This is a genomic window from Bradyrhizobium sp. USDA 4472 (assembly GCF_054058595.1).
The window spans coordinates 3,355,811-3,379,211 of the sequence record NZ_JBSSAM010000001.1; the positions used below are offsets into that span (position 1 = coordinate 3,355,811).

24 protein-coding genes, 1 tRNA gene and 1 pseudogene are annotated in these 23,401 nt (G+C 63.7%); 12 read left to right on the forward strand and 14 right to left on the reverse strand.

Annotation, left to right across the window (positions count from 1 at the left end):
• Positions 1 to 69 precede the first annotated feature (69 nt).
• A pseudogene (locus tag ACVWZ4_RS15395) lies at positions 70 to 501 on the forward strand (DUF3775 domain-containing protein).
• Between the two features lie 53 nt (positions 502 to 554).
• On the opposite strand, the gene ACVWZ4_RS15400 reads toward ACVWZ4_RS15395, so the two are convergent.
• The 3 genes from ACVWZ4_RS15400 to ACVWZ4_RS15410 form a co-directional block, all read right to left on the reverse strand.
• Positions 555 to 1,337 carry an SDR family oxidoreductase gene (locus ACVWZ4_RS15400; RefSeq protein WP_092230649.1) on the reverse strand — a complete coding sequence of 261 codons (783 nt, stop codon included), beginning with the start codon at positions 1,335 to 1,337 and terminating at the stop codon, positions 555 to 557.
• Between the two features lie 178 nt (positions 1,338 to 1,515).
• Positions 1,516 to 2,028 (reverse strand): CvpA family protein, encoded by a 513-nt coding sequence (locus tag ACVWZ4_RS15405; protein ID WP_456740669.1) that lies wholly within the window; start codon positions 2,026 to 2,028, stop codon positions 1,516 to 1,518.
• Between the two features lie 301 nt (positions 2,029 to 2,329).
• Positions 2,330 to 3,922, reverse strand: coding sequence for a GMC family oxidoreductase (locus ACVWZ4_RS15410; RefSeq protein ID WP_456740670.1), 1,593 nt, complete (start codon positions 3,920 to 3,922; stop codon positions 2,330 to 2,332).
• A 370-nt stretch (positions 3,923 to 4,292) separates the two neighbouring features.
• Here ACVWZ4_RS15410 and ACVWZ4_RS15415 point away from each other — a divergent pair.
• The 5 genes from ACVWZ4_RS15415 to ACVWZ4_RS15435 all read left to right on the forward strand — a co-directional run bounded on the left by ACVWZ4_RS15415 (position 4,293) and on the right by ACVWZ4_RS15435 (position 7,004).
• Positions 4,293 to 4,369 (forward strand) — tRNA-Met (locus tag ACVWZ4_RS15415).
• 199 nt (positions 4,370 to 4,568) lie between these two features.
• Positions 4,569 to 4,970 (forward strand): thioredoxin family protein, encoded by a 402-nt coding sequence (locus ACVWZ4_RS15420; RefSeq protein WP_456740671.1) that lies wholly within the window; start codon positions 4,569 to 4,571, stop codon positions 4,968 to 4,970.
• A gap of 80 nt (positions 4,971 to 5,050) precedes the next feature.
• Entirely contained in the window at positions 5,051 to 5,779 is a 729-nt protein-coding gene (locus ACVWZ4_RS15425; RefSeq protein ID WP_456699939.1) for a cytochrome c biogenesis CcdA family protein, read from the forward strand.
• A gap of 1 nt (position 5,780) precedes the next feature.
• Entirely contained in the window at positions 5,781 to 6,344 is a 564-nt protein-coding gene (locus ACVWZ4_RS15430) for a sigma-70 family RNA polymerase sigma factor (protein ID WP_456737096.1), read from the forward strand.
• Positions 6,345 to 7,004, forward strand: a complete 660-nt coding sequence (locus ACVWZ4_RS15435) for an NrsF family protein (RefSeq protein WP_456737097.1) — start codon at positions 6,345 to 6,347, stop codon at positions 7,002 to 7,004.
• 134 nt (positions 7,005 to 7,138) lie between these two features.
• Here ACVWZ4_RS15435 and ACVWZ4_RS15440 read toward each other — a convergent pair whose 3' ends face one another.
• The 4 genes from ACVWZ4_RS15440 to ACVWZ4_RS15455 all read right to left on the reverse strand — a co-directional run bounded on the left by ACVWZ4_RS15440 (position 7,139) and on the right by ACVWZ4_RS15455 (position 11,794).
• On the reverse strand, positions 7,139 to 7,732 hold the full coding sequence (locus ACVWZ4_RS15440) for a DUF1349 domain-containing protein (protein ID WP_456740673.1): 594 nt from the start codon (positions 7,730 to 7,732) through the stop codon (positions 7,139 to 7,141).
• A gap of 126 nt (positions 7,733 to 7,858) precedes the next feature.
• Entirely contained in the window at positions 7,859 to 8,782 is a 924-nt protein-coding gene (locus ACVWZ4_RS15445; protein ID WP_456738279.1) for a substrate-binding domain-containing protein, read from the reverse strand.
• Between the two features lie 37 nt (positions 8,783 to 8,819).
• Positions 8,820 to 10,157, reverse strand: coding sequence for an ABC transporter permease (locus ACVWZ4_RS15450; protein WP_456740674.1), 1,338 nt, complete (start codon positions 10,155 to 10,157; stop codon positions 8,820 to 8,822).
• Positions 10,154 to 11,794 carry a sugar ABC transporter ATP-binding protein gene (locus tag ACVWZ4_RS15455; protein ID WP_456740675.1) on the reverse strand — a complete coding sequence of 547 codons (1,641 nt, stop codon included), beginning with the start codon at positions 11,792 to 11,794 and terminating at the stop codon, positions 10,154 to 10,156. The genes ACVWZ4_RS15450 and ACVWZ4_RS15455 overlap by 4 nt, the downstream gene beginning before the upstream one ends.
• Before the next feature lie 169 nt (positions 11,795 to 11,963).
• Between ACVWZ4_RS15455 and ACVWZ4_RS15460 the strand changes: the two genes are divergently transcribed.
• Positions 11,964 to 12,677 carry a GntR family transcriptional regulator gene (locus tag ACVWZ4_RS15460; RefSeq protein WP_456740676.1) on the forward strand — a complete coding sequence of 238 codons (714 nt, stop codon included), beginning with the start codon at positions 11,964 to 11,966 and terminating at the stop codon, positions 12,675 to 12,677.
• Between the two features lie 29 nt (positions 12,678 to 12,706).
• Here ACVWZ4_RS15460 and ACVWZ4_RS15465 read toward each other — a convergent pair whose 3' ends face one another.
• Genes ACVWZ4_RS15465 through ACVWZ4_RS15485 form a run of 5 tightly spaced genes read right to left on the reverse strand, consistent with a single transcriptional unit; the run spans position 12,707 to position 16,687 of the window.
• A complete protein-coding gene (locus tag ACVWZ4_RS15465) occupies positions 12,707 to 13,474 on the reverse strand; it encodes an ABC transporter permease (RefSeq protein ID WP_456740677.1) in 768 nt (255 codons plus the stop codon).
• Positions 13,471 to 14,235: an ABC transporter permease gene (locus ACVWZ4_RS15470; RefSeq protein ID WP_456740678.1), complete on the reverse strand. Its 765-nt coding sequence runs from the start codon at positions 14,233 to 14,235 to the stop codon at positions 13,471 to 13,473. Before ACVWZ4_RS15470 ends, ACVWZ4_RS15465 begins: the two co-directional genes overlap by 4 nt.
• Positions 14,232 to 15,038 (reverse strand): ABC transporter ATP-binding protein, encoded by an 807-nt coding sequence (locus ACVWZ4_RS15475; RefSeq protein ID WP_456699930.1) that lies wholly within the window; start codon positions 15,036 to 15,038, stop codon positions 14,232 to 14,234. The genes ACVWZ4_RS15470 and ACVWZ4_RS15475 overlap by 4 nt, the downstream gene beginning before the upstream one ends.
• Complete coding sequence (locus ACVWZ4_RS15480; RefSeq protein ID WP_456699929.1) at positions 15,035 to 15,739, reverse strand: GntR family transcriptional regulator; 705 nt, start codon at positions 15,737 to 15,739, stop codon at positions 15,035 to 15,037. Before ACVWZ4_RS15480 ends, ACVWZ4_RS15475 begins: the two co-directional genes overlap by 4 nt.
• Before the next feature lie 12 nt (positions 15,740 to 15,751).
• Entirely contained in the window at positions 15,752 to 16,687 is a 936-nt protein-coding gene (locus ACVWZ4_RS15485; protein WP_456740679.1) for an ABC transporter substrate-binding protein, read from the reverse strand.
• A 100-nt stretch (positions 16,688 to 16,787) separates the two neighbouring features.
• Here ACVWZ4_RS15485 and ACVWZ4_RS15490 point away from each other — a divergent pair, with 100 nt between their 5' ends.
• Complete coding sequence (locus tag ACVWZ4_RS15490) at positions 16,788 to 17,777, forward strand: fumarylacetoacetate hydrolase family protein (RefSeq protein WP_456699927.1); 990 nt, start codon at positions 16,788 to 16,790, stop codon at positions 17,775 to 17,777.
• A gap of 47 nt (positions 17,778 to 17,824) precedes the next feature.
• Positions 17,825 to 18,601: a cyclase family protein gene (locus tag ACVWZ4_RS15495; RefSeq protein ID WP_456740680.1), complete on the forward strand. Its 777-nt coding sequence runs from the start codon at positions 17,825 to 17,827 to the stop codon at positions 18,599 to 18,601.
• A gap of 98 nt (positions 18,602 to 18,699) precedes the next feature.
• On the opposite strand, the gene ACVWZ4_RS15500 is transcribed toward ACVWZ4_RS15495, so the two are convergent.
• Entirely contained in the window at positions 18,700 to 19,893 is a 1,194-nt protein-coding gene (locus ACVWZ4_RS15500) for an MFS transporter (RefSeq protein ID WP_456699925.1), read from the reverse strand.
• Between the two features lie 182 nt (positions 19,894 to 20,075).
• Between ACVWZ4_RS15500 and ACVWZ4_RS15505 the strand changes: the two genes are divergently transcribed.
• From ACVWZ4_RS15505 to ACVWZ4_RS15515, 3 genes are all read left to right on the forward strand, one after another.
• A complete protein-coding gene (locus ACVWZ4_RS15505) occupies positions 20,076 to 20,879 on the forward strand; it encodes an MBL fold metallo-hydrolase (RefSeq protein WP_456699924.1) in 804 nt (267 codons plus the stop codon).
• Positions 20,880 to 21,038: 159 nt separating this feature from the next.
• Positions 21,039 to 22,058 (forward strand): alpha/beta fold hydrolase, encoded by a 1,020-nt coding sequence (locus ACVWZ4_RS15510; protein WP_456740681.1) that lies wholly within the window; start codon positions 21,039 to 21,041, stop codon positions 22,056 to 22,058.
• A gap of 15 nt (positions 22,059 to 22,073) precedes the next feature.
• Positions 22,074 to 23,027 (forward strand): fatty acid desaturase, encoded by a 954-nt coding sequence (locus ACVWZ4_RS15515; RefSeq protein WP_456740682.1) that lies wholly within the window; start codon positions 22,074 to 22,076, stop codon positions 23,025 to 23,027.
• 49 nt (positions 23,028 to 23,076) lie between these two features.
• On the opposite strand, the gene ACVWZ4_RS15520 is transcribed toward ACVWZ4_RS15515, so the two are convergent.
• On the reverse strand, positions 23,077 to 23,310 hold the full coding sequence (locus ACVWZ4_RS15520) for a hypothetical protein (RefSeq protein WP_456699921.1): 234 nt from the start codon (positions 23,308 to 23,310) through the stop codon (positions 23,077 to 23,079).
• Positions 23,311 to 23,401: the final 91 nt, after the last annotated feature.

Below are 23,401 nucleotides of genomic sequence, written 5' to 3' on the forward strand. Positions count from 1 at the left end.
TCATCTGCCGTGATGTCGCGTTGTCTCGGGAACCTGAAATCAGTCACGCCACGAGCTGAGGGGAAACCCATGCCAGAGCTTGCCATTTCTGCCGACAAGATCGCCTTTATCATCGAGAAGGCCCGCGAATTCGACGTCAAGGAATCCGCGACCGATGAGGATTCCGGCTCGAATGCCACCGATGACGACGAAATCGACGTGCTGGAGGACACGGCCTCCGACCCGGTCGCAGCCGAGCTCACTGGATTCATCCGGGCGCTGAACGAAGACGAGCAACTTGACCTCGTCACGCTGATGTGGCTCGGCCGCGGCGATGGCAACGTGGACGAGTAGGACGATCTGCGTAGTCGGGCGATCGAGGCCCGCGCCGGATACAAAGCGCCGCGGCGCGAAGTGGTGCAATATCTGCTGGGCGAGCCGATGCTCGGTGATCTGCTCGCCGACGGCATGGACGAGCTCGGCATAAGCTGGACCGACGAGCGAACCACGCCGGCGTCATAGCGCGTTCTGCTGTCACCTCTCCCGCAAGCGGGAGAGGTGACAGCATCAAGCTCTCACAGGGTGCCGGGGAAAGCGCCGCCGTCGAGCAAGATGTTTTGCCCGGTGATGAAGCCGGCCTTGGCGCCGCAGAGGAAGGCGCAGGCATAGCCGAACTCGTCGGGCTGGCCGAAGCGGCCGGCCGGATTGAGCTTGGCGCGCTCGGCCAGGATCTGCGCCGGCGTGACGCCACGCTTGTCGGCTTCGCCCTTCGCGGTGCTGGTCAGGCGATCTGTTTCGAACGGGCCCGGCAACAGGCCGTTGATGGTGACGTTGTTGATCACGGTCTTGCGCGACAGGCCGGCGATGAAGCCGGTGAGGCCGGCGCGCGCGCCGTTGGAGAGGCCGAGAATGTCGATCGGCGCCTTGACCGCCGCCGAGGTGATGTTGACGATGCGGCCGAACTTGCGCGCCATCATGCCGTCGACGGTCGCCTTGATCAACTCGATCGGGGTGAGCATGTTGGCGTCGATCGCCTTGATCCAGTCGTCGCGAGTCCAGTTGCGGAAATCGCCGGGCGGCGGGCCGCCGGCATTGTTGATGAGGATGTCGGGCTCGGGGCAGGCTTTCAGCACGGCCTCGCGGCCGGCTGGCGTGGTGATGTCGCCGACGATCTCGGTGACCTTCACCGCGGGAAAGGCCTTGCGGATTTCGTCCGCCGTCTTCTTCAGCGCCTCGGCGCCGCGTGCGGTCAGCGTGACGTCAACGCCGGCGTCGGCCAACGAGAAAGCGCAGGCGCGGCCGAGGCCCTTGCTGGATGCGCAGACGATGGCGCGGCGACCTTTGATCCCAAGATCCACTGTTTCACTCCCATGGTGTCAGGCAAAGTTTTTGGATGACGGCACTCTAGCCAACTGCGGTGCCCCTGATAAGGGACGGGCCCGCGTCAAAATGCATGGCGCGGCGCTTGGCGATGCAAATGCGCAGATATGATCCGAAATCCTGTGGGTTTTCCGAAAAGATGGTGCCCGAGAACGATCAGATGCGCCGCTCCTGCTTGAGGCGATCGATTGCCTCGGCCGCCTCTGGAGGGAGTGACTTGAAGCCCATCTGCCCGACCGCCGAGAACAACGGCCGCAGATGCGAGCCCGCGAGGAAGGACGGCTGGCGATTGGCCGGCACGATCTGGTCGAACACCAGCACCAGCGAGGTCGCGACAAGCCCGACCCTGACGGCGCCGAGCGCGGCGCCGCCGAGGCGGTCGCCGATCCCGGCGTCACGGATGGTGTCGTCCAGGACGAAGCGACCGATATATCCCAGCAACATGCCGACCACCACGAAGATGCCGAAGAACCAGATCCAGCTCTGGACCAGCGGGACATTCGGATTGCCCGCAATCTGCGGCGCAATCATCGGCATCAGCGAGACCGCGATCGGGGCGGCAAGGAGATAGGCGAGAATGGTCATGGCGCTGCGGAGCAGGCCGGTTTTGAAGCCGAAGCCGATCGCGATTGCCAACGCGGCATAGACCGCGAGATCGAAGCTGTTCATGAGCGAAACCCTGCCGATCGAACCAATGAACGGCGAACCGGTCATTCGGTTTCAGATCGCTAAAATCGTCTGCGTTTTCGTTGGCTCCACAGGAACGGATACTGCGCCTTTCAGGATTATTCGAGACAGGTAAAGAAAACATCTTCTGGTTGCGGTCTCGGCGTGCACAATTTGAATGCGGGGGGCTGCGACCCATAGTCCCGGGTGTGGTTCGGCGAAGATTCGGAATTGCCAGCTCTCGCCACAATCGCTTCCCGGCGCTTGCCCGGGATCACGGCGGAGTTTGAGGGTGAGCTTCGCCCTACCGCATCTCCGCCCGGATCATATCCGCGGCCTTCTCCCCGATCATGATGGTTGGCGCATTGGTGTTGCCGCCGATCAGCGTCGGCATGATCGAGGCGTCGACGATGCGCAAACCGTCCACGCCATACACCTTCAGCTTCGGATCGACCACGGCCATCGCATCCGTGCCCATCTTGCAGGTGCCGACGGGATGATAGACGGTGTCGACCCGGTTGCGCAAAATGTTGCGGATGTCGTCGTCGGTGCGCACATCTGATGTGAACATGTCCTTCTTCTGCAATGCGCGCAGCGCAGGCGTCTCCATCAGGCGCCGCGTGGTCTTGAAGCCCGCGACCATCGACTCGAGGTCTTCCGTCTCCCCCAGGAAGTTCGGATCGATCATCGGCGCGGCGAGTGGATCGACGCTTTTCAGCCATACGCTGCCGCGGCTTTTCGGCCTGAGCAGGCAGACGTGGCATGAGAAGCCTGCCTCCTTGTGCTTCTTGCGGCCGTGATCATCGAGCATCGCAATGACGAAGTGCAGCTGGATGTCAGGCACCTCGAGGTCGGGCCGCGTCTTCAGGAAGCCGCCACACTCGGCGAAGTTGGTGGTCATCAGGCCGCGTCTCGCCTTGCGGTACTGCTGGATGCCCCGGAGCAGGGAAGGCAGCCGACCGAGCGAGGCGTGCACGAAGTGCGGATAGTCGGAGGCGTAGACGAACACGAAATCCGGATGGTCCTGCAGATTGCGCCCGACGCCCGGCAGATGATGCGTGACGCCGATACCGTGCTTGCCAAGTGCCTCACCATCGCCGACGCCTGACAGCATCAAGAGTTGCGGCGATTGGAACGCGCCGCCGGCGAGGATCACCTCACGACGTGCGCGCAGCTGCTTCTTTTGCTTGCCCTGTACATATTCGACCCCGATCGCGCGCCCACCTTCGAACAGGATCTTCGTGGCATGCGCCCCGGTCTCGACGCGAAGATTGGTGCGCTTGTCCAGATGGGGATTCACATAGGCCCGCGCCGCGCTCCAGCGCTCGCCCCTGTGCTGCGTCACCTGATAGCTGCCGAGGCCTTCGTGATCTTCGGCGTTGAAGTCCTCGCGGATGCGGAATTGCGCCTCGCGTGCGGCCTGGTGGAAGATCTCATGGATCGGATTGTCCGAGCGCAGCCTGTTGACATGCAGCGGGCCGCCCTTGCCGTGATACTCGTCGTCGAAATCGCTGTTGTCTTCCGAGCGCTTGAAATAGGGCAGCACGTCCGCATACGACCAGCCCTCATTGCCGAGCGCGGCCCAGTGGTCGTAGTCCCATTTGTGGCCGCGGATATAGACCATGGCGTTGATGGCCGAGGAGCCGCCGAGGCCCTTGCCGCGCGGTTGATAGCCGATGCGGCCATTCAAGCCCTTTTGGGGCACGGTATCGAAGGCCCAGTTGGCCGTCTTGTATGGCAGAGCGAGCCCGAACGGCGTGGTGATGCGCCAGTTGTCGTTGCGCCCACCCGCATCGAGCAGCGCCACCGATGTCGCCGCGTCCTCCGACAGCCGCCCCGCCACCGCGCAACCGCCGGAACCCGCGCCCACGACGACGAAATCGAATGTGTCAGCCACTTGTGTTTCCCCCATTTTTTTCTCGTCATTCCGGGGCGCGCGCAGCGCGGACCCGAAAATCCATTGCGCCCCCTGTGACACGGTTGGCCGCTGTTTTGTTGCCCCAAGCTGGCGCTTTGTGGAACTTCTGGCAAGTGTGCGGCAAATCGGCCGGAAACCGCGCCCGCTAGCTGTCACAAAGTCGAAAAAAACGTCCCCACAGCCCTTTCCAAAGGCGGTCCGGGTTGGTACATACCGCCCGCACCCAACGGGTTTTGCCCGGGGTTGCCTTCCAGGAAGCCTTCGGGACGGGAGAAGCAAGCCGCGCGCACAGCGTCGGCCCTCAATCCACCGTCCCCGGCCTTTTCACGAAGGCAAAGCAATAGTTTAACGCGGGGTGGAGCAGCCCGGTAGCTCGTCAGGCTCATAACCTGAAGGTCATAGGTTCAAATCCTATCCCCGCAACCAAATTGATAACCCCGGCAATGTGATTTGCCGGGGTTATTTTTTGCGTCCGCATTTGGTCTTCGCCAGGTGTGCCCAGCATCGCGATGCCGCGACGCGAATTTATCTTCGACGGCTGTAACTCTTTCGCACCTGTATCCGAACCTTGGAGCATGAACCCGGCGGCGTTTGCCGGGATGTCATCAGCCACCAGGAGATTGGGATGCGCTTTTCGAGAACGATGGCTGCGGCCGTGCTGGCCCTGGGCCTGTCTGCGGGACTGGCGCCCGCTGCTTTAGCTGCGACGGAGATGCCGTTCACAGCGCAGGCATTCGATTCGGCCCAACACGAGGGCAAGCCGATCCTGGTCCACATCACCGCACCCTGGTGTCCCTATTGCGCCAAGCAGAGGCCGATCCTGGACAGCATCGAGAGTGAGGCGGCGTTCAAGGATCTCGTCGTCTACAACGTTGACTTCGACACGCAAAAGGACATCGTCCGGAGTTTGGGCGCCCAGAAGCAAAGCACGCTCATCGTATTCCACGGCGCAGCCGAAAAGGGGCGCTCGACCGGCGATACCGATGCCAACTCGATCAAGACGTTGCTGCGGAAGGCGAACGACTAGCTCGCCTCGTTGGTTCCGGCGCGTGCTCGTTCGTGCCAGCGCTGGTTTCGCCAGGACGCGCTGCTTGAAGAAATATCGGAGTGACCTTGTCATTCGTCAGCGTGGGATTCGGCTTTATCGCCGGCATGCTCTCGACCTTGTCTCCTTGCGTCCTGCCGTTGCTGCCGCTCGTGCTCGGGCCTGCGCTGGCCGCGCATCGTCTGGGTGTGCCGGCACTGCTGGCAGGTCTGGTGCTGTCTTTCACCGGCATCGGAATCTTCGTCGCCACGATGGGTTTCGCGATCGGTCTCGATGGTGACGTGTTCCGCGACATATCTGCCGTTCTGCTCGCCGGATTGGGCGGCATCCTGCTCAGCGACGTCCTGCAACAGCGGTTCGCGTTGGCTGCCAGCGGTGTGAGCAATGCCGGGAGCCGGCTGATCGCCCGTATGAGTCCGACCGGCCTCAAGGGGCAGTTCGTGGTGGGCATCCTGCTGGGAGCGCTCTGGAGTCCCTGCGTGGGACCCACGCTCGGAGCCGCATCGGTGCTTGCGTCCCAGGGCCAGAATCTCGTCAGCGTGACGGCCGTCATGATTGCCTTCGGGCTGGGAACGGCGGTCCCCTTGCTCATCGTTGGGGCGCTGTCCAGAACGGCGTTGATGCGCTGGCGGGGCAGAATGATGAATGCTGGAAAGGGCGGCAAGTTCTTGCTCGGTGCCAGCGCGGTGACAGTGGCTATCCTGATCCTGACCGGCGCGGATCATGTCCTGGAAGGCGCGCTGGTCGCCGCGTCGCCGGCTTGGCTGGTCGATTTCACCACGCGGTTCTGAAATGTCCGGCTTGCGCGCGGCGGACCCACAGGAATGGACGGCGCTCATGGTTGAGGGGCAACGCGGCGATACACAGGCCTATCACCGGCTGTTGCTCGGCATCACACCTTATCTGCGGGCCATTGCTAACCGGGTGCATCGCAACCCGAGCGATGCGGAAGATACTGTTCAGGATATTCTGCTGACTCTGCATGAGGTTCGGCACACCTACGACCCGGCACGCCCGTTCAAGCCCTGGCTGGCCGGCATCGCGAGACATCGTGTTGCCGATCGCTTGCGCGCGCTCGGACGGGTGGCCGCAGGGGAAGTGATGTTGGACATCGAACATGAAGCCTTTGCGGCGGTCGACAAGAGCGGCGACGCGGCACTGAACAGCCGGGCCGTGGAAGCAGCGCTGCTGGCGCTTCCGGCGGGCCAGCGCCAGGCCATCACGCTGTTGAAGCTGCAAGAACAATCGTTGAAGGAGGCCGCCGCGCAGAGCGGGATGTCCATTGCATCTCTGAAGGTGTCTGCTCATCGGGGGATCAAGGCGCTCAGGCGTCTTCTGGGCGACGGAGACGCGTAGATGGAGACCTCCGATCTCATTCAGTCCCTTGCGAATACGGCGCGGCCGATCCGCGTCATTCGCCCTCCGCTGCTTCGCGCGGGCTGCTGGTTGCTGATCACGCTCGTCGCTCTGGTTTTGCTGGCCCTCGAACATGGTCTTCGGTCGGATATCGCGAACCAGCTGCGCAACCCGTCTTTCCTCGTTGGGACGACGGCCTCTTGCCTCACCGGCGCGCTGGCCGCCCTCGGTTGCCTGATGGCGAGCCTGCCGGACCGTTCGCGCTATTGGCTGCTGCTTCCACTGCCGCCGCTCGCGGTGTGGACGGCGACCCTTGGATATGGTTGCCTGACAGATTGGGTGAGCTACGACGCCGGTGGTCTGCGGATGGGCGCGGCGTTTCAGTGCTTCGCCACGGTTCTCCTCGTCAGCTTGCCGCTTTCGGCGTCCATTTTCGTGATGCTGCGTCATGCGGCCCGCCTGCGTCCGACCTTGGTGACGCTGGCGGCAGGATTGGCCGTTGCGGGCATGACGTCGACGGCCATGTCGCTGCTCTATCGCCTCGATGCGACGGTCATGAACCTGATCTGGAATCTTGGAACGGCCACGCTGATCGTGCTCATCGAGGCCATTGTTGGACGGCGGGTTCTGACGCGGATGGCGAAGGCGGCGGGACGCTGATCCGACCGGATGCAACGCACGGAAGCGGTCTGCTCCAAGGCGCGATGAGCTCGCGATGAATCGTCATCGCGCTTTAGGTTATTGTTTGCGCATATCATTTCGGAAAGCCGCTGCACATTTTTCTGGAACATGCTTTAGCTGAGATCGTGCAGATCCTTGCCGAGCGGCGCTTTCAGGGAAAATCCAGTGAAGGTGACCGGCAATCCCGCGCGTTCGGGTGTGCAAGCCATGGGACCGACGAGATAGGATGGCGCTCTCGTGAAAGAAGCCAACCGCACGAGCGGCCAGCTTTTACCGTCAGCCGAGGCCTGCACTCGAACGACGCCGTCCGAGACGGTGACGCGCATCCGGAAATCGCGGGCATCGTGCTGATACGGGGCCGTTGCCCAATCCGACTGCCCAATGGTCAGTACGCTCGACAGCATGGCGCGGCCGTCCGAAAACTCGATTCCGGCCTTGATCCAGTGCTCGGCGTCGATGCGCACCATGATGCCGGCCTGATCGTAGAGTTCCTTAAAATCGCACTGGACGCGAAGCTCGGCCGTAAACGCCTCCGCGGTCCGAAAGCCCAGGAAGTGGCCGTTGTCGCGGCAGAACCCGTAATGCGTCTTCTGCCAGAAATCGGTGGCGTTGTCGGTGACGATCTCGAGCCTGTCGCCCTGCGCGGTCCACCGCTCCGGTTCATTCAGCCAAACTCCATCGTGCCTCGCGAAGGTGGCAGCGCTCATGTCAAACCTCGGTGAAAGTTTTTGATTCCGCCTGACGTCGATCTGGCGCGCAAGCGCAGGGCGAACGGAGAGCCGGGGTCGCGATGGCGACCCCGGCTCTCCGAGACGCATGTCAGGGCGTTCAAATCACAGCAGCCCGTTCTTCTTCAGGATCTCAGGCGCGTTCTCCTTGGTGATCAGCATGGTCGGCAAGGTGATGACGGGCTCGAGCTTCTCGCCTTTGAGCAGCTTTGCCGCCTGCCTCAATCCTTCCGCGCCGGGCGTTGCGTAGAGGAAGGTCGCGGTGAGCTGGCCCTTGGAGACCCAGGTGACGCCTTCGTCCGGCAATCCGTCGATGCCGATGATGAACTTGATGTCCTTGTCGCGGCCGGCGTCCTTGGCGGCGAGATAGGCGCCGTAGGCCATCGGATCGTTATGGCCGTAGACCATGTCGATCTTCTCGTTGTTGCGCAGCGCCGTCGTCATGATGTCGTAGGCCTTGTCCTGCTTCCAGTCGCCCGACTGGTTGTTGAGCAGGTATTTGATGCCAGGCTCCTTGTCGGTGAAGGCATGGAAGCCGTCGTGCCGGTCGTGAGCCGGTTGGGTGCCCATGCCGCCCCAGATTTCGACGACGTTGCCGGCCGCCTTGCCGGGGCCGCCGAGCAGCTTCACCGCGTGCTCGCCGGCCGCCTTGCCGATCGCTACGTTGTCACCGCCGATGAACTGGGTGATGCGCTTGGTGTCGACATTGCGGTCGAGCACGATGACGGGAATCTTGGCGTCGATCGCCTTCTCGACCACGCCGGTCAGGCCGGCCGATTCCTTGGGTGAGATCAGCAGCACGTTGACCTGCTGCACGATCAGATTGTCGCAATCGGCGACCTGTTTCTCGGTCTTGTCCTGGCCGTCCGTGATGATGAGGTCGATATCCGGATGGTTCTTGGCCTCGGCCAGGATGTCCTTGTTGAACTGCACGCGCCACGGCTCCAGCGTGGTGCACTGGCTGAAGCCGACTTTCGACTTGCCGGCGGCCTTCGCGGGCGTCCAGCCGGCCGGCAGATAGATGGTCATTGCGGCACCTGCCGCGGTGGTCGACAACTTCAAGAACTCACGACGCTTCATCGAGATCCTCCCTTGCGAGTTGGGCCTTTGCGGCGCTTGGCAGCCGATGGGGCTCGGCTGTTTTCGGATCGGCCTCTGCCCCGCCCGATCGGCGGAACCGCCATCGCGCGACGAGCTGACCGAGATTCTGTTCCTGCACCAGCACGGTGCAGACGATGATCAACCCCTTCATCACGAGCTGGACGTTGGAGTCGATGTTCTGAAGCTGCAGGATGTCGGAGAGCAGGCCGAAGATCAGGACGCCGACGAAGGTGCCGGCGAGGCCGCCGCGGCCGCCCATCAGGCTGGTGCCGCCGATCACGACGGCGGCGATCGCATCGAGCTCGAGGCCGGTGCCGGCGTCGGGCTTGCCCTGCCGGTATTGCGCGACGAACAGCACGCCGGCGATGCCCGCGAGCAGGCCCGACAACAAATAGGCGGTGAGTTGCACCTGCGCGACCTTGACGCCGGAGAGCTTGGCGGCCTCGACATTGCCGCCGATCGCATAGGCATAGCGCCCGAACGTGGTGAAGCGCAGGATCGCGCCGAACAGGCAGATGGCCGCGAGGAAGAACACGCTCGGCACCGGCAGCACGCCCCACAGCATCGAGCGCAACAGCTCGAAGGCCTCGGTCGCATTGGTCCCGGTGTAGACAGGGACCACGGCATTGTCGGACCCGGCTGTCAATCGCGCGATGCCGAGTGCGCTGACCATCATCGCGAGCGTCGCGATGAAGGGCTGCAGCCGGCCGGTGACGATCAGGAGCCCGTTGACGCCGCCGAGCACCATCGCGAGGCAGGGCGCGATCAAGAGGACACCGAGCACGCCGAATTTCGCCGGCACCTGGTTCATCGTCCACCAGCCGATGGCGATGGCGACGACAAGGCCGAGCAATCCCGGAATGCCCATGCTCTGCCAGCGCGTCAGCGCGATCTCGCGCCGCCGTCCGGCACTGACATCGCGGCCGCGCGCGAGACCAGCGAACACGAAGCGCGCAGCCAGCGCCACGGCCGCGCCGCCGACGAGGATCGCGGCCGGCACGCCGATCACGGATGCGGAGGTCCAGCCGCGTTTGGTCAGCAGCATCGCGCAGATCACCGTCGAAAAGCCCATCACCGAGCCGACCGATAGATCGATGCCGCCGAGCAGGATGACCATGGTCATGCCGGTCGCGACCAGTCCGGTGATCGAGACCTGGCGCAGCACGTCGCTGAGATTGCCGTAGGACAGGAAGATGTTGTGGCCGGATGAGGTGTGCGGCGAGGTGAGGGCGCCGACCAGGCAGATCAGCAGCAGACCCCAATAGAGCTTGGTGCGGGAGAGCAGGCGGAACAGTGCTTTCATGACGCGGCTTCCTGCGACCATCTCGCCATCCCCGGTGCCGCAAGGCGCATCACCGTCTCCTGCGTCGCATTCTCGCGCGCCAGGATGCCGGTCTGCCGTCCCTCGCACATGACGAGGATGCGGTCGGACAACAGCAGCAGCTCGGGCATCTCCGAGGTCACCACGATGATGCCGAGCCCCTGCGCGGCGAGATCGAAGATCAACCGGTAGATCTCCTGCTTGGCGCCGATGTCGATGCCGCGGGTCGGCTCGTCGAGCAGCAGGATGCGCGGTTCGGTCGCCAGCCATTTGCCGATCACGACCTTTTGCTGGTTACCGCCGGACAACGCGGCGGCCTCCTGACCGATGCCGGTGCAGCGAACCGAGAGCCGCCTGACCATGTCGGCCGCGAGTGCGCGTTCGCGGGCGAAGGCTCGCAGGCCAAATCGCGACAGCGCGCCGATCGAGGGCAGCGCGACATTGTCGCAGATCGAGGCAGCCAAATGCAGGCCGCGCTCCTTGCGGTCCTCGCTGACGAGCGCGACTCCGTGATGGTAGGCGTCGGAGGCAGAGACGATGTCGACCGCCGCACCGTCGATCGCGATGCTGCCGGTGCGCCAGCCGCGCGCCACGCCAAAGATCGATTCCAGGATCTCCGTCCGCCCGGACCCGAGCAGGCCGCCGATGCCGAGGATCTCGCCGCGCTTCAGCTCGAAGCTGACACCGTGCAGCGTCCTTCGCCATCCGTGCGGCCCGAGCGTATCCAGCGTCAGGCCCTGCACCGAGAGGACGACCGCGCCGTCCCGCGCCGTCGCGCCGCGCTCGTTCGCCGTCATCTCGCGGCCGACCATCGCCGAGATGATGGCGCCGCGCGAGAGCTCGTCGATGGGCGCGGTCACCACGCGCCGGCCGTCGCGCAGCACGGTGACGCGGTCGGCAAGCTCCAGCACCTCCTCGATGCGATGCGACGTATAGATGATCGCGACGCCTTCGCGCGCGAGCTGGCGCACGATCTTGAACAGCGTGTCGCATTCCGACGACGACAGCGCCGAGGTCGGCTCATCCATGATGAGGATGCGCGCGTTCAGTGACAGCGCCTTGGCGATCTCGACGAGCTGCTGCTCGCCGACGCGCAAGCCCGCGATCCTGGTATCAGGCGCGATGCTGACGCCGAGGCGCGCCAGCAGACGTCCGGCCGCTCTGATCATCCGGCGCCGGTCGATCAATACGCCACCGATCAGCGGCTCCCGGCCAAGGAAGATATTGTCGGCGACGCTCAGCTCGGGAACGAGGTTGAGCTCCTGGTGGATGATGGCGACGCCGGCCTCTTCGGCATCGCGTACGCCGCTGAAGGATGCAGCACGGCCCTCGACCAGAATGGTGCCGTCGTAGCTCGTGTGCACGCCGGCAAGAATCTTCATCAGGGTGCTCTTGCCGGCACCGTTCTCACCCATCAGCGCATGCACTTCGCCGTGGCGCAGATCGAAGTCGACGTCCTGGAGCGCCTTCACGCCGGCAAAGGATTTGGAGACCCGCTCCGCGCTGAGCACGGCATGTCCAGCCGGCACGCCGGGGCGGCTACCAAGCTCGACCACGCGAGAGGAGCGCGGCGCGCCACGCTCGTCATCTGCCCCGAGCGCGCCGAAGCGTGTGTCCATTGGCTTTCCTCCCGGCGTGCCGTCAGTCCCTGGGAAGACATCGAGCCGCAGGTGATGGTTTATTAGTTGACTGATATGCTAGTTATATCAGTTGATGCTCGTCAAGCCTTTTGGTCAGCGCGATTGGCGTTGCGGCATGGAAATGTGTAGATCGGCTGGGGATCAAAGCATGCATTCAGTCGGTGGTTTCAGTGGCGGCACACGGCCAGCGCGCGGGCGCAGTGCAGGCGGATCAAAGGTCGACCAGGCCTATGTTGCGCTGAAACGCGCCATCGTCTCCGGCTTGCTCGCGCCCGAAACGCCGATCGACAAGAACGAATGGTGCGCACGCTTCGAGGTGTCCAAGCTGTCGATCACGACGGCGATCAACCGGCTCGCCTTCGAAGGACTGGTCGTGGTCGAGCCGCAGCGCGGTTCCTACGTCGCCCGGATTCATCTCGAGGACGTCAGGCAGTGGATGCTGATGCGCCGCGCGCTGGAGGTCGAGGTCGTCGGCGTCTGCGCGGCCGGCTTGTCCGACGATTCGATCGGCGCGCTGAGCCAGAACCTCGCTTATCAAAAGGCTGCGATCGCGAGCGGAGACCTCGAAGGCTTCCATGAGCTCGATACCCGGTTTCATCACCAGATGACCGAGAACCTGAGCCTCGCGCGCGTCGGCGAAGTGCTCGATCCGATCCGCACCCATCTTGAACGCGTTCGCCGCACCCTGCTGCCGGAGCCTGGCCGGCTCAAGGGAACGTACACGGAGCACGAGGCGATCTACCGCAGCATTGCCGATCGCGATCCTGAAAGGGCCAGAAGCGAGATGGCCAACCATCTCGATCGCGTCGCACGCGAGTTGCACGCGTTCGTGGAGAAGCACCCTGGGTTCTTCGAGAATTAGGCTTGGGTGTCGTCCAAATCGCTGCCGCGCTACCGGGCGGCAGTTTGCCAGGCGAGCAGTCGCTGCTCGACGAGCGACATTGCAATCGACGTCAGATATCCGGTCGCACCGAGCAGGATGACGCCGGCGAAGAGGTCGGCGGACCGGAACGCACGTGCCGAGAGCAGAACCCACTGACCAAGGCCGTCGAGCCCGGCCAGGATCTCGCAGACCACCGAGAGGATCAGCGCGACCGTCAGGCTGAGCCGCATGCCGGCGAGGATATCAGGCAAAGCCGACGGCAGTGCGATCTTGCCGATCACGGCGGCGCGCGACATCTGCAGCGAGCGGGCGACCTCGTAGAGCCGCGGCTCGACTGCGGCAAAGCCATGAATGGTTGCGAGCATGATCGGCCAGATCGCGCCGAAGGCGATCACGAACAGTGCCATGCCTTGCGTCAGCCCGAGCATCGCGATCGCAACCGGGATGATCGCCGAGACCGGCAGGGGCCGCAAGAATTCCAGGGACGGCGCGACATAGGCGCGCATCACCTTCGACGATCCGATCAGCGCACCGAGCGCAATACCGGCGATCGAGGCGGCGAGCCACCCATAGGCCATGTGCTCGAGCGTCCCGATGAGCTTGCCGGCGAGATCTCCGCTCGAAAAGCCGCGCAGCAGCGCGGCCCAGGCCCTATCGGGACCGGGCAGGAACACCGGCGAGACCACGCGCAGATTGGCGATGAGTTGCCAGGCCGCGAAGACGCCGGCCGCGACGAGGACGCTTGCGACACGCCAGAGGATCTCCGCGCGGTTCATGCATTGTTTCCGGCAAGCGCGGCACGGCCGAATAGTCGGCGCTGGATCGCAATCAACAGGATGTTCAGCGCGTAGCCGATCACGCCGATCCACACGAGGTAGGCGAGCATCAGATCGGCGCGCAGCGCCTGCTGCGCCAGCATGATGCCGGCGCCGAGGCCGATCGGATTGATCGCAATCTCGACGGTGACGGCGACGATCAGGGCGATCCCAGCCGACAGGCGAAAGGCGATGAAGATCCGCGGTAGCGCCGCCGGGATCACGATCTTCGCGATTCGTTGCGTCGCGCTTAGCCGCAGGGCGCGCGATACTTCCATCAATCGCGGCTCGATGCTGCGCACCGCGCTGCGCGTCAGGATCAGCATCGGCCAGACGCAGGCGAACGCCACGATCACGATCTCCATCCGGTAGCCGAACCCCAGCGCGATCAACGCGATCGGCAGCAGCGCGATCGAGGGAATGGGACGGATTGCCTCGACCGTCACCTCCATCAGCCGGTCGATCGGGCGCGAGATGCCGAAGGCGATGCCGAGGGCAAGTCCGATTGCGCCACCGATCGCCAGCCCTGCAAAGGCGGCGAACAGTGTGTCGCGGGTCGCGATCGGAATCGAGAGATCGGCAAGCGCCGCCGCCAGTGCTGCGAGGATCGCGCTCGGCGGGGCCAGGCTGTCGCTTTGCAGATGGGTGAGGCGCGCCCAGAGCTCGAACGCCAGCATCAGCGCCAGCGGTAGCAGCAGGGGCCTGGTGCGATCGAGGCTCAATGTTCGGTCGCCTTGATGAAGTCGAACAACTGCCGGCGCAGCCGCAGGAATTCGGGGAGCTCGCGGGTGGCGAGCTGGTCGCGCGGGCGCGGCAGGTCGACATCGAGCTCGATCCCGATCCGGCCCGGATGCGGCAACAAGCCAATGACCCGGTCGCCGAGATAGATCGCCTCGTCGAGATCGTGAGTCACGAAAATGACGGTCGTCTGGCTCGCTTGCGTCAGCGACAGCACCTCGTCCTGAAGGCCCTGGCGCGTCATCGCATCCAGCGCGCCGAAGGGTTCGTCCATCAGCAGCGTCGTCGGCTCCTGCGCAAGGCAGCGCGCGATTTGCAGACGCTGCTGCATGCCGCCCGACATCTCGGTCGGATATTTGTCGGCATGGCCGGGCAAACCGACCTTGCGCAACAGCGCCTCGATGCGCACACCGCGCTCACGCGCCGGCACACGAGAAGCCTCCAGCGCCAGCGAGATGTTTCCGGACGAGGTCCGCCACGGCAACAGCGCCTTGCCATAATCCTGGAACACGATCGCGACCTCGCGGCGCGGCCCGGTGATCGACTCGTCGTCGAAAGTCACTGTACCGCTCGTGGGGCGATAGAGGCCCGCGGCGAGCCTCAGCGCCGTGGTCTTGCCGCAGCCGGAGGCGCCGACGATGCAGAGGAATTCGCCTGGCCGCACCTCCAGGTCGAGATTCTCGATGATGGTCTTGCCGCCAAGCTGCAGCGTCGCGGCGTTGAACGCAATCAGCGTTTTTTGACGTCGCGCGGCGCGCGCCTCGTCGAGCCTGGCAACGACGCTCATGATTGCTCCCTGCTATCAGGCGGATAGACGAAATTGATGGTCGAGTGCAGATGCGCCGTCAGCATTTTTTGCGCGGCGGCAACGTCGCGGGCGAGCACGTGGTCGGCGAGCATCTGGTGGCTCCGGATAAAGCCCTCGCCGCTGTCGATGACGCCCATCATCACGCGGCGGTAGCGATAGGCCTGGTCGTAGAGGTCGGAATGGGCGGCCAGCATGCGCTGTGAGCCGCAGGCGGCGAGCAGCGCGGTGTGAAAGCCTTTGTGCAGCCGGTCGAAATCGGCCGCGCCTTCGCGGAATTCATTGCCGGTGCGCTCGATATGCCGACGCATCTGATGCAGTGCACTGACGATGTTGGCCTCCCAGGCGACGTCGCCGCGGAGGATGGCGAGCCTGACGGCCTCGATCTCAACCGCTGTCCGCATACAGGTGATGTCGGCGAGATCCTCACGGCTGACCTCGGCGACACGGAAGCCGCGCTGGCCGATGCCGACGATCAGGCCGCGCGACATCAGCCGCGACAAGCCCTCGCGCAGGGGCGTGGCGCCGATGTCGTAGCGCTGCACGAGATCGACGATGCCGAGCCGCGATCCCGGCGCGAGATGTCCGGCCAGGATGTCCTGCTCGATGAGGTTTGCGGCGCGCTCGCTCAAGGTGCCGGCCTCAGTCGGCAGGCGTTCGAGAGTGCGCTCAGGAGCAGGCATCGTCGATATCCTTCAGTTCAGCACCAGTTTCGCGGTGTCGAGCTTCGATTGCAGCATCTTTTGCGAGGACATCACGTCGATCCACCAGGCGAGGTCTTCCGGCTTCAGGCTCGGCTCGGACCGGTTCGGCGGCGTCGCCTTGACGAGCTGAAGCGGCTGCTTGGTGAACTTGGCGATCGAGGCGGAGGCCTTCTCGCGATCGCTGTTGACGATGACGGCGGCCTCCGCGATCGCTTCGCGGAATCTTTTCACCGTCGCCGTATTCTTCTCCGCCCAGTCGCGCGATGCGGCGTAGAAGATGATCGGATCGGTGCGGCCGAGCTCGGCGCCATAGCGCGCGCCAACCGAGCCGAGCCCCGCATCGGTCATGCGCGTGACGAACGGCTCGGCGGTGAGTACGGCATCCACACCGCCTGATTTGATGATGTCGGCCATGGTCGGGAAGGTGACTTCGACGAAATTGACGCTCTTGGGATCGACGCCTTTCTCGACCAGCCATTTCACGAACAACACGTGCAGGAAGGCATTCAGGCCGGGGGCGCCGACCTTCTTGCCGACGAAATCCTTCGGCGCCTTGATGGTGATGCCGTTGCGGACGAAGGCGGCGATCGCGGTGTTCGAAGTCGTGTTCATGACCGAGGCGCCGGCGATCGCGACGAGGTCGAGGCCGCCGTCGACGGCCTGGAGGAAGACGGTGGAGGTTGGGCCGCCGACCTGAATCGAATTCGACAGGATCGCCGCCGGGATGTTGGAGTTGATTGCGATCGGCGTCATCTCGACGTCCAGCCCGTGCTTTTTGAAGATGCCTTCGTCGACCGCGACCATGGCCGAGGCGCAGTCGGAGGTCGCGGTGCAGCCGATCTGGATCTTGGCCTGCGCCAGCGCTGGTGCCGTCAAGGCAATGGACATCCCAAGCACGAGACCCGCCCGCATCACCCTATTGTGCATTCGCCCCACCACGCGCTCTCCCCAAATCTGTATTTTTTTGGGTTGTGTATCGATATTTTATCTGATCATATATTCTTCACGATAGCAAGAAGGATCCGAGGTGAAGCTCGCAACATTCAGATCGGCCGGTCAGGAGAAGATCGGCGCCGTCCATGCCAATGACAGCCAGATGTTCGATCTCGCCGCCGCCGCCGCGCGAGACGGCGAGGCCAATCCGGCCTTCCGCTCAATGCTGGCGCTGATCGACGCCGGGCCCAGCGCGCTCGATCAGGCCCGGGCCCTGTTCGACAAGCGCGGCGAGGACGCGACGCTGTCAACGGCGGTCAGCGCCGTCGATATCCTCGCGCCGGTGCCGGAGCCCAGGCAGATGCGCGACGGCATGTCGTTCGCGCTGCACATCCTGCAAGCGCCGCGCGGGCAGCGGAAGCTCGCCGCGCGCGCCAAGGGTGACATGGCGGAGTTGGCGCGCATCGATGCCGAGCCACTCGGCGAGCTGCCCGAGGTCTATCGCAAGCAGCCGATCTTTTACATCACCAACCGTTTTAGCGTCCGCGGCACAAACACCACGGTGAAATGGCCGCGCTACAGCAAGGTCATGGACTACGAGCTCGAATTCGGGATCATCACCAAGAACAAGGGCGCCAACATCTCCGCCGCGAAAGCGAAGGATCACATCTTCGGCTACACGATCTTCAACGATTTCTCCGCGCGCGACGCACAGCGCATCGAGATGGAGGGGCGGCTCGGCCCGGCCAAGGGCAAGAGCTTCGATGGCGGCAACGTGATGGGCCCCTGGATCGTGACGCCAGACGAGATCGGCGATCCCTACAAGCTGAAGATGGAAGCGCGCGTCAACGGCGAGGCCCGCTCGAAAGGCGTCTCCGAGGGCATGCTGTTTTCCTTCGAGGAGATCATCGCCCACGTCACCCAGGACGAGACGCTGATGCCCGGCGAATTCATCGGCTCCGGCACGGTCGGCAATGGCTGCGGCCTCGAGCTTGGATGGTATCTCGAGCATGGCGATACGATCGAGCTCGAGGTCGAGAGGATCGGTATCTTGAAGAACCGCGTCGAGCGGCAGGAAGCCTGAACGGACGCCTGACGGCCGCCAACCAAAACAATCAACGAGGAAGCGTCATGACGACCAAGCTGATCGACATCTCCGTCCCTCTCCAGAACGACGTGCCGGCCGATCCGCCCGGCAATCATCCGACGATCCAGTATATCGATCATCAGCAGGGCCTGCCGCGCATGCTGCAGTTCTTCGACGGACTGAAAGCCGAGGATCTGCCGGACGGGCAGGGGTGGGCGGTGGAACAGGTCACCCTCTCGACCCACAACGGCACGCATCTCGACGCGCCCTGGCATTTCCATCCGACCATGAATCGCGGCGAGCGGTCCTGGACCATCGACGAGGTGCCGCTGGAATGGTGCTTCCAGCCCGGCGTGAAACTCGACTTCCGGCACCTGCCGGACGGCTATGTCGCAACGGCCAAAGATGTCGAGGCCGAGCTCAAGCGCATCGGTCATGAGCTGAAGCCGCTGGAGATCGTCGTGGTCAACACCAGCGCCGGCGCCAAATATGGCCGGCAGGACTACGTCACCTCGGGCTGCGGCATGGGCTATGAGGCGACCATGTATCTGCTCGAGCGTGGTGTGCGTCTGACCGGCATCGACGGCTGGAGCTGGGACGCACCGTTCGTTCATACCGCGAAGAAATACGCCGAGACGAAGGACGCCAGCCTGATCTGGGAAGGCCACAAGGCCGGCCGCCACATCGGCTATTGCCATCTCGAGAAGCTGCACAATCTCGACCTGCTGCCGTCGACCGGCTTCAAGGTGTCATGCTTTCCCGTGAAGATCGAGCGCGCCTCGGCGGGTTGGACACGCGCTGTCGCGATCCTAGAGGACTAGCTTCTCCGGCCTTCGCGCGCGCCGGACAGATGTGGAATGGGCATCACCGGCAGATTGGTCCGCATCGCGGCGCGCGGAAGGAAGGAGAGCGATGCGCCTCAGTACTTCTTCACGTGCGCGCCGAACACCAGCCACAGCGCCATCGAGGCGAGACCGAAGCTGCCGAGTAACAGGAAGGTCGGGCCATAGCCGATCCACTGCGCGATCCAGCCGCCGAGTGCGGGGCTCAGGCTCGCGCCTACGCCTTGGACCGTGATGACAGCGCCTTGGCCGAGATTGATGCGGCCGGTGCCGTCGAGCGAGCGCGCGACCATCCCGGGCACCGCAACTGTTTGCAATCCGGTTCCGATGCCGTCGAGCACCTGCATCGGAACGACGCCCCACCACCCTGTCACGAAAAACGCCAGCACACCGCGGATCGGCAGAAACATGAAGGATACCAGGATCACCGGCCAATAATTGCGCTTTCCTGCGACCTGCATGGCAATGAGCGACGTCACGACCATGACGCCCTGTGCGATGACGACCGTGGTTGCAACGAAGCTCGGGCCGTTGGCCTGTCCCTGAGCCACCGCCGCAAGGCCATAGAGCGGAACGATCGCCGCATTGCCGAGATGAAAGATGGCGAGCGCGAGCGCCAGCACCAGCAGTGGCTTGTGCTTGAGGAGGACGGACATGGCATCCGGCGGGTTCTTGCTCTCGTCCTCCTTGCTGCCGCGGGCCTGGCGATCGTCGATGGATTTGGCAGGGATCATCAACACGCAGGCGATCGCGATGGCGCCGAACACCGCCGCCAGCACGAACACGGCGACGTAACCGAACTTGTAGCCGAGATATCCGGACAATGCCGCGCCAACCATGTTGCCTGCATGGTTGAAGGCCTGATTGCGCCCGTTCAGCGCGTTGAAGCCTTTTTGCTTGCCGATGCCGAGCGTGATGCCGGTGACCGCTGGAACGATTGCAGCACTCGCCAGCGACTGGGCCACTTGCGAGAAGGTCACGGCCCAGAAATTTTGCGAGACCAGGATGATCGTGGAAGCAAGGACGACGCAGATTCCGGGGATGATGACCCACAGCCGCTTGTTGCGACTCGAATCGATGAAGCCGCCGATCGGCGTCGTGACCAGCATGCCCGCGACATTGCCGATCGTCAGCGCCGTGCCGATCAACCCGGTCGCCCAACCGCGCTCTTGAAGGAATACGCCGACGAATGGTCCGATGCCGGACTGCATGTCGGCCATGAAGAAATTGACGGCGAACAAGGGCCAGATTCGGGAAGGGCGCGACATCATCGAGACTCTGAACGTGATGCTGCGGATCGCATGGGGTCTCGTGCAAGCGGAGATGGCTGACCAATCGCGCCCAAGGCGGACAGAAAAGTAACCTGCGCTAATCGCGTTGGTTCCTTCGGGCTTGCGATTGGAGGGCTGCGATGCCACCTCACAGGTATCCCGTTCTCCTCCGGATCACAGCCATGCCTCTCTGGACCTGCGAAACCTGCGGCGCGCAATTCCCGAACAGCGGGAAGCCGGCCGCATCCTGTCCGATCTGCGAAGACGAACGGCAGTATGTGAATTGGAAAGGGCAGACCTTTCTGACCCGCGAGACGCTCGCCGAGCGCCATCGCCTCGTCTGGCGCGACGATCTCGGCCTCACCGGTATCGCACTCGATCCGAGTTTTGCGATTGGCCAGCGCGCGTTGCTGATCCCCGATGGCAGGGGATGCGTGATGTGGGACTGTATTCCGCTGGCAACCTCGCAGGCGATCGCACACGTCAAATCGCTCGGCGGCCTGACGGCGATCGCCATCTCGCACCCTCATTACTATGGCGCGCTCGCCGACTGGAGCGAGGCCTTTGGCGGCGTGCCTGTCTATCTTCATGCCGATGACCGTCAATGGGTAACGCGTCCGCATCCCTCGATCGTGCACTGGACCGGCGATCAGCATCGCATCTCTGAAGATGTTCTGCTGCTCCGCACCGGCGGGCATTTTGCTGGCGCCACCGTGCTGCACCATGCGCGCGGTGCCGAGGGCAAAGGCGCGCTGCTCACTGGCGATATTGCGCAGGTGGCGATGGATCGCCGCTTCCTCAGCTTCATGTATTCCTATCCGAATTATATCCCGCTCGACGCCGCCGCGGTGCGGCGGATCGCGGCGGCTGTTGAGCCGCTCGCCTTCGACCGCATCTATGGTGCCTGGTGGGGCCGCAACATCGCCGCAGGCGCCAAAGCAGTCTTCGCGGCGTCGGTGGAGCGATACATCGCAGCCATCGCCTGAGCCGGGAAGGCGAGACTCCCCCATTGCCTTTTCCAAATAAGTGGACTAAAAGTACAGTTATTGAGCGCGACGCAACGATGCGTTTGCTGGTCCGGCATGATCGATGCATCGTCGTCGCGGCGGGGCGCACTCTGCGCCGCGTGAGCGGGAGTTGGACAAGTGACCGGGCATCGCGGCTACGAGATCTTTGAGGCCGGCGACGTTGTGCTTCAGTCGGGCACGGTGTTCCCCGCGATGAAGCTCGCCTACGAGACTTACGGCACGCTGAATCAGGCGAAGGACAATGTCATCCTTTATCCGACCTCATTCAGCGCGCAACATTTTGATACCGAATGGTTGATCGGGCCCGATGGCGTGCTCGACCCCCTCAGCTATTTCGTCATCATCCCGAACCTGTTCGGCAACGGACTGTCGTCCTCGCCCTCGAACTGCGGCGCCAGGCCCTTTCCGCAACTCACCTATCACGACGCAGTTGCGGCCCAGCATCGCCTGTTGACCGAGCACTTCGGCATTACGAAGCTCGCGCTGGTCTATGGTTGGTCGATGGGCGGCATGCAGACCTATCACTGGGCCGCGCTACATCCGGATATGGTTGAGCGCGCCGCGGTGGTCTGCGGCAGCGCGCGTTGCTCGCCTTACAACCATGTTTTTCTCGAAAGCGTGAAGGCTGCGCTATCGGGCGATCCCGGCTTCCGCGACGGCCGCTTTGTCGAGAAGCCGACAGCCGGCTATCGCGCCATGGGTCGCGTCTATGCCGGCTGGGCCATGTCTCACGGCTTTTACCGCGACGAACTGTGGCGCGAGGCGGGTTTTACGTCGCTCGAGGATTATCTCGTCCGAACTTGGGATTCGACCTTTGCCCGGCGCGACGGCAACGATCTGCTGGCGCAGGCCGGCATCTGGCAGCGCGGCGACATCAGCGCTTGTGCAGCGTTCGGCGGCCATCTCGATCGCGCACTGGCGGCGATCAAGGCGCACATGCTGCTGATGCCGGGCGCGACCGATCGCTATTTCGACGTCCGCGACAACGAGGACGAACTCGGCATGCTGATCAATGCGAAATCGGCCGTGCTGCATCCGATTCCGTCGCTGCACGGCCATCGCGCCGGCAACCCCGTCAGCAATCCGCGCGACCGGGCTTTCCTCAAAGCCGAGATCGCCGAGCTCCTCAACAAATAGTGCAGGTCCCCGCTCATGACTGACGCGACCATTTCAGAACCCGGCGACCGCGTGAAGCCGTTGACACCGGCGATGCTGCGCGAACTGTCCGTTCGCTCCGATCTTAGGGGGGCCCTGCGCAGCCTCTGCCACTACGCCGTGGTCGTGCTGGTCGGATCGTTGATCTGGACGGTGAGCTCAAGCTATGGGGTCCTTTGGGCCTCACCGCTGATGGTGATACAGGGCTATTTCATCGCCTTTCTGTTCATGGCGCTGCACGAGACTGCGCACAAGACCGCGTTCAGGAGCCGCGGCCTCAACCTCGCGGTAGGCTACCTCTCGGCCTTCATCATCGGGCAACCCTACGAATATTACTGCCTGTTCCACTGGGACCATCATCGCTACACCCAGGATCCCGAGAAGGACCCGGAGCTGATCGTCGGCGTGAAGCCCAAATCCGACACCCAGATCGCGCTTGCCTATAGCGGCCTGCTCCAGGTTGCGGGCCGCCTCCGGCTGATGCTCGGCCATGCCGTCACCGGCAAGGTCACGGTGCCCTGGATTCCCGAGAACAAGCGCGCCACTATCGTGACCGAGGCGCGCGTCTATGCCGCCCTCTATGTCCTGCTGCTCACGCTCTCGCTGTGGTTTTCCTCCGCGCTGCTGCTCAAGGTCTGGATCGTCCCGTTCATCATCGGGCAATTCTTCCTCAGGCCCTATCTCCTGGCCGAGCACACCGGCTGTGAGCGCAGTCGCAACGCCTTCCAGAATACCCGCACCACCTATACCGGCATGATCGTCAAGTGGATCGCGTGGAACATGCCCTACCATGTCGAGCATCACGCGTACCCGTCAATTCCGTTTCATGCGCTGCCAAAGCTGAACAGCATCGTCGACGGCGAGATCGTCTATCGCGGCCGCGGCTACATCAGAACGACGCGCGAGACCTGGGCGTGGTTTCGTCGGAATCGACAGAGCGCCCAAGACTGACGCAAAACTCCGGCCGCGGCGCGACCGGAGCTTTGTCGAAGGCGCGATATCAGTAAACGGTGTACCCGCAGACATTCACGACGCGCACGCGTGCGCCGTGGCGGGTCTGGATCACGCGCTCCTGGTAGCAATTGTCGAAGCCGGTGTTGACGTAGATGCCGCCATAGCCCCAGCCGGGACCCCAGTAGTGGTGGAAGCCGTGCGCCGACGCGGCGGTGGGCGCGAGAGCGGCAGCGCCGAGCGAGCCGGCGGCGATCAGACCGAGTGCAAGCTTACGAAACATCTTCATTCTCCAGTGTGGCGCGAAGCCGTTGTTGTGTCCCTGCTTCTCGGTCGAGGCGAAGCGCGGTTACGTTCACAGGGAAGCAGGAGAA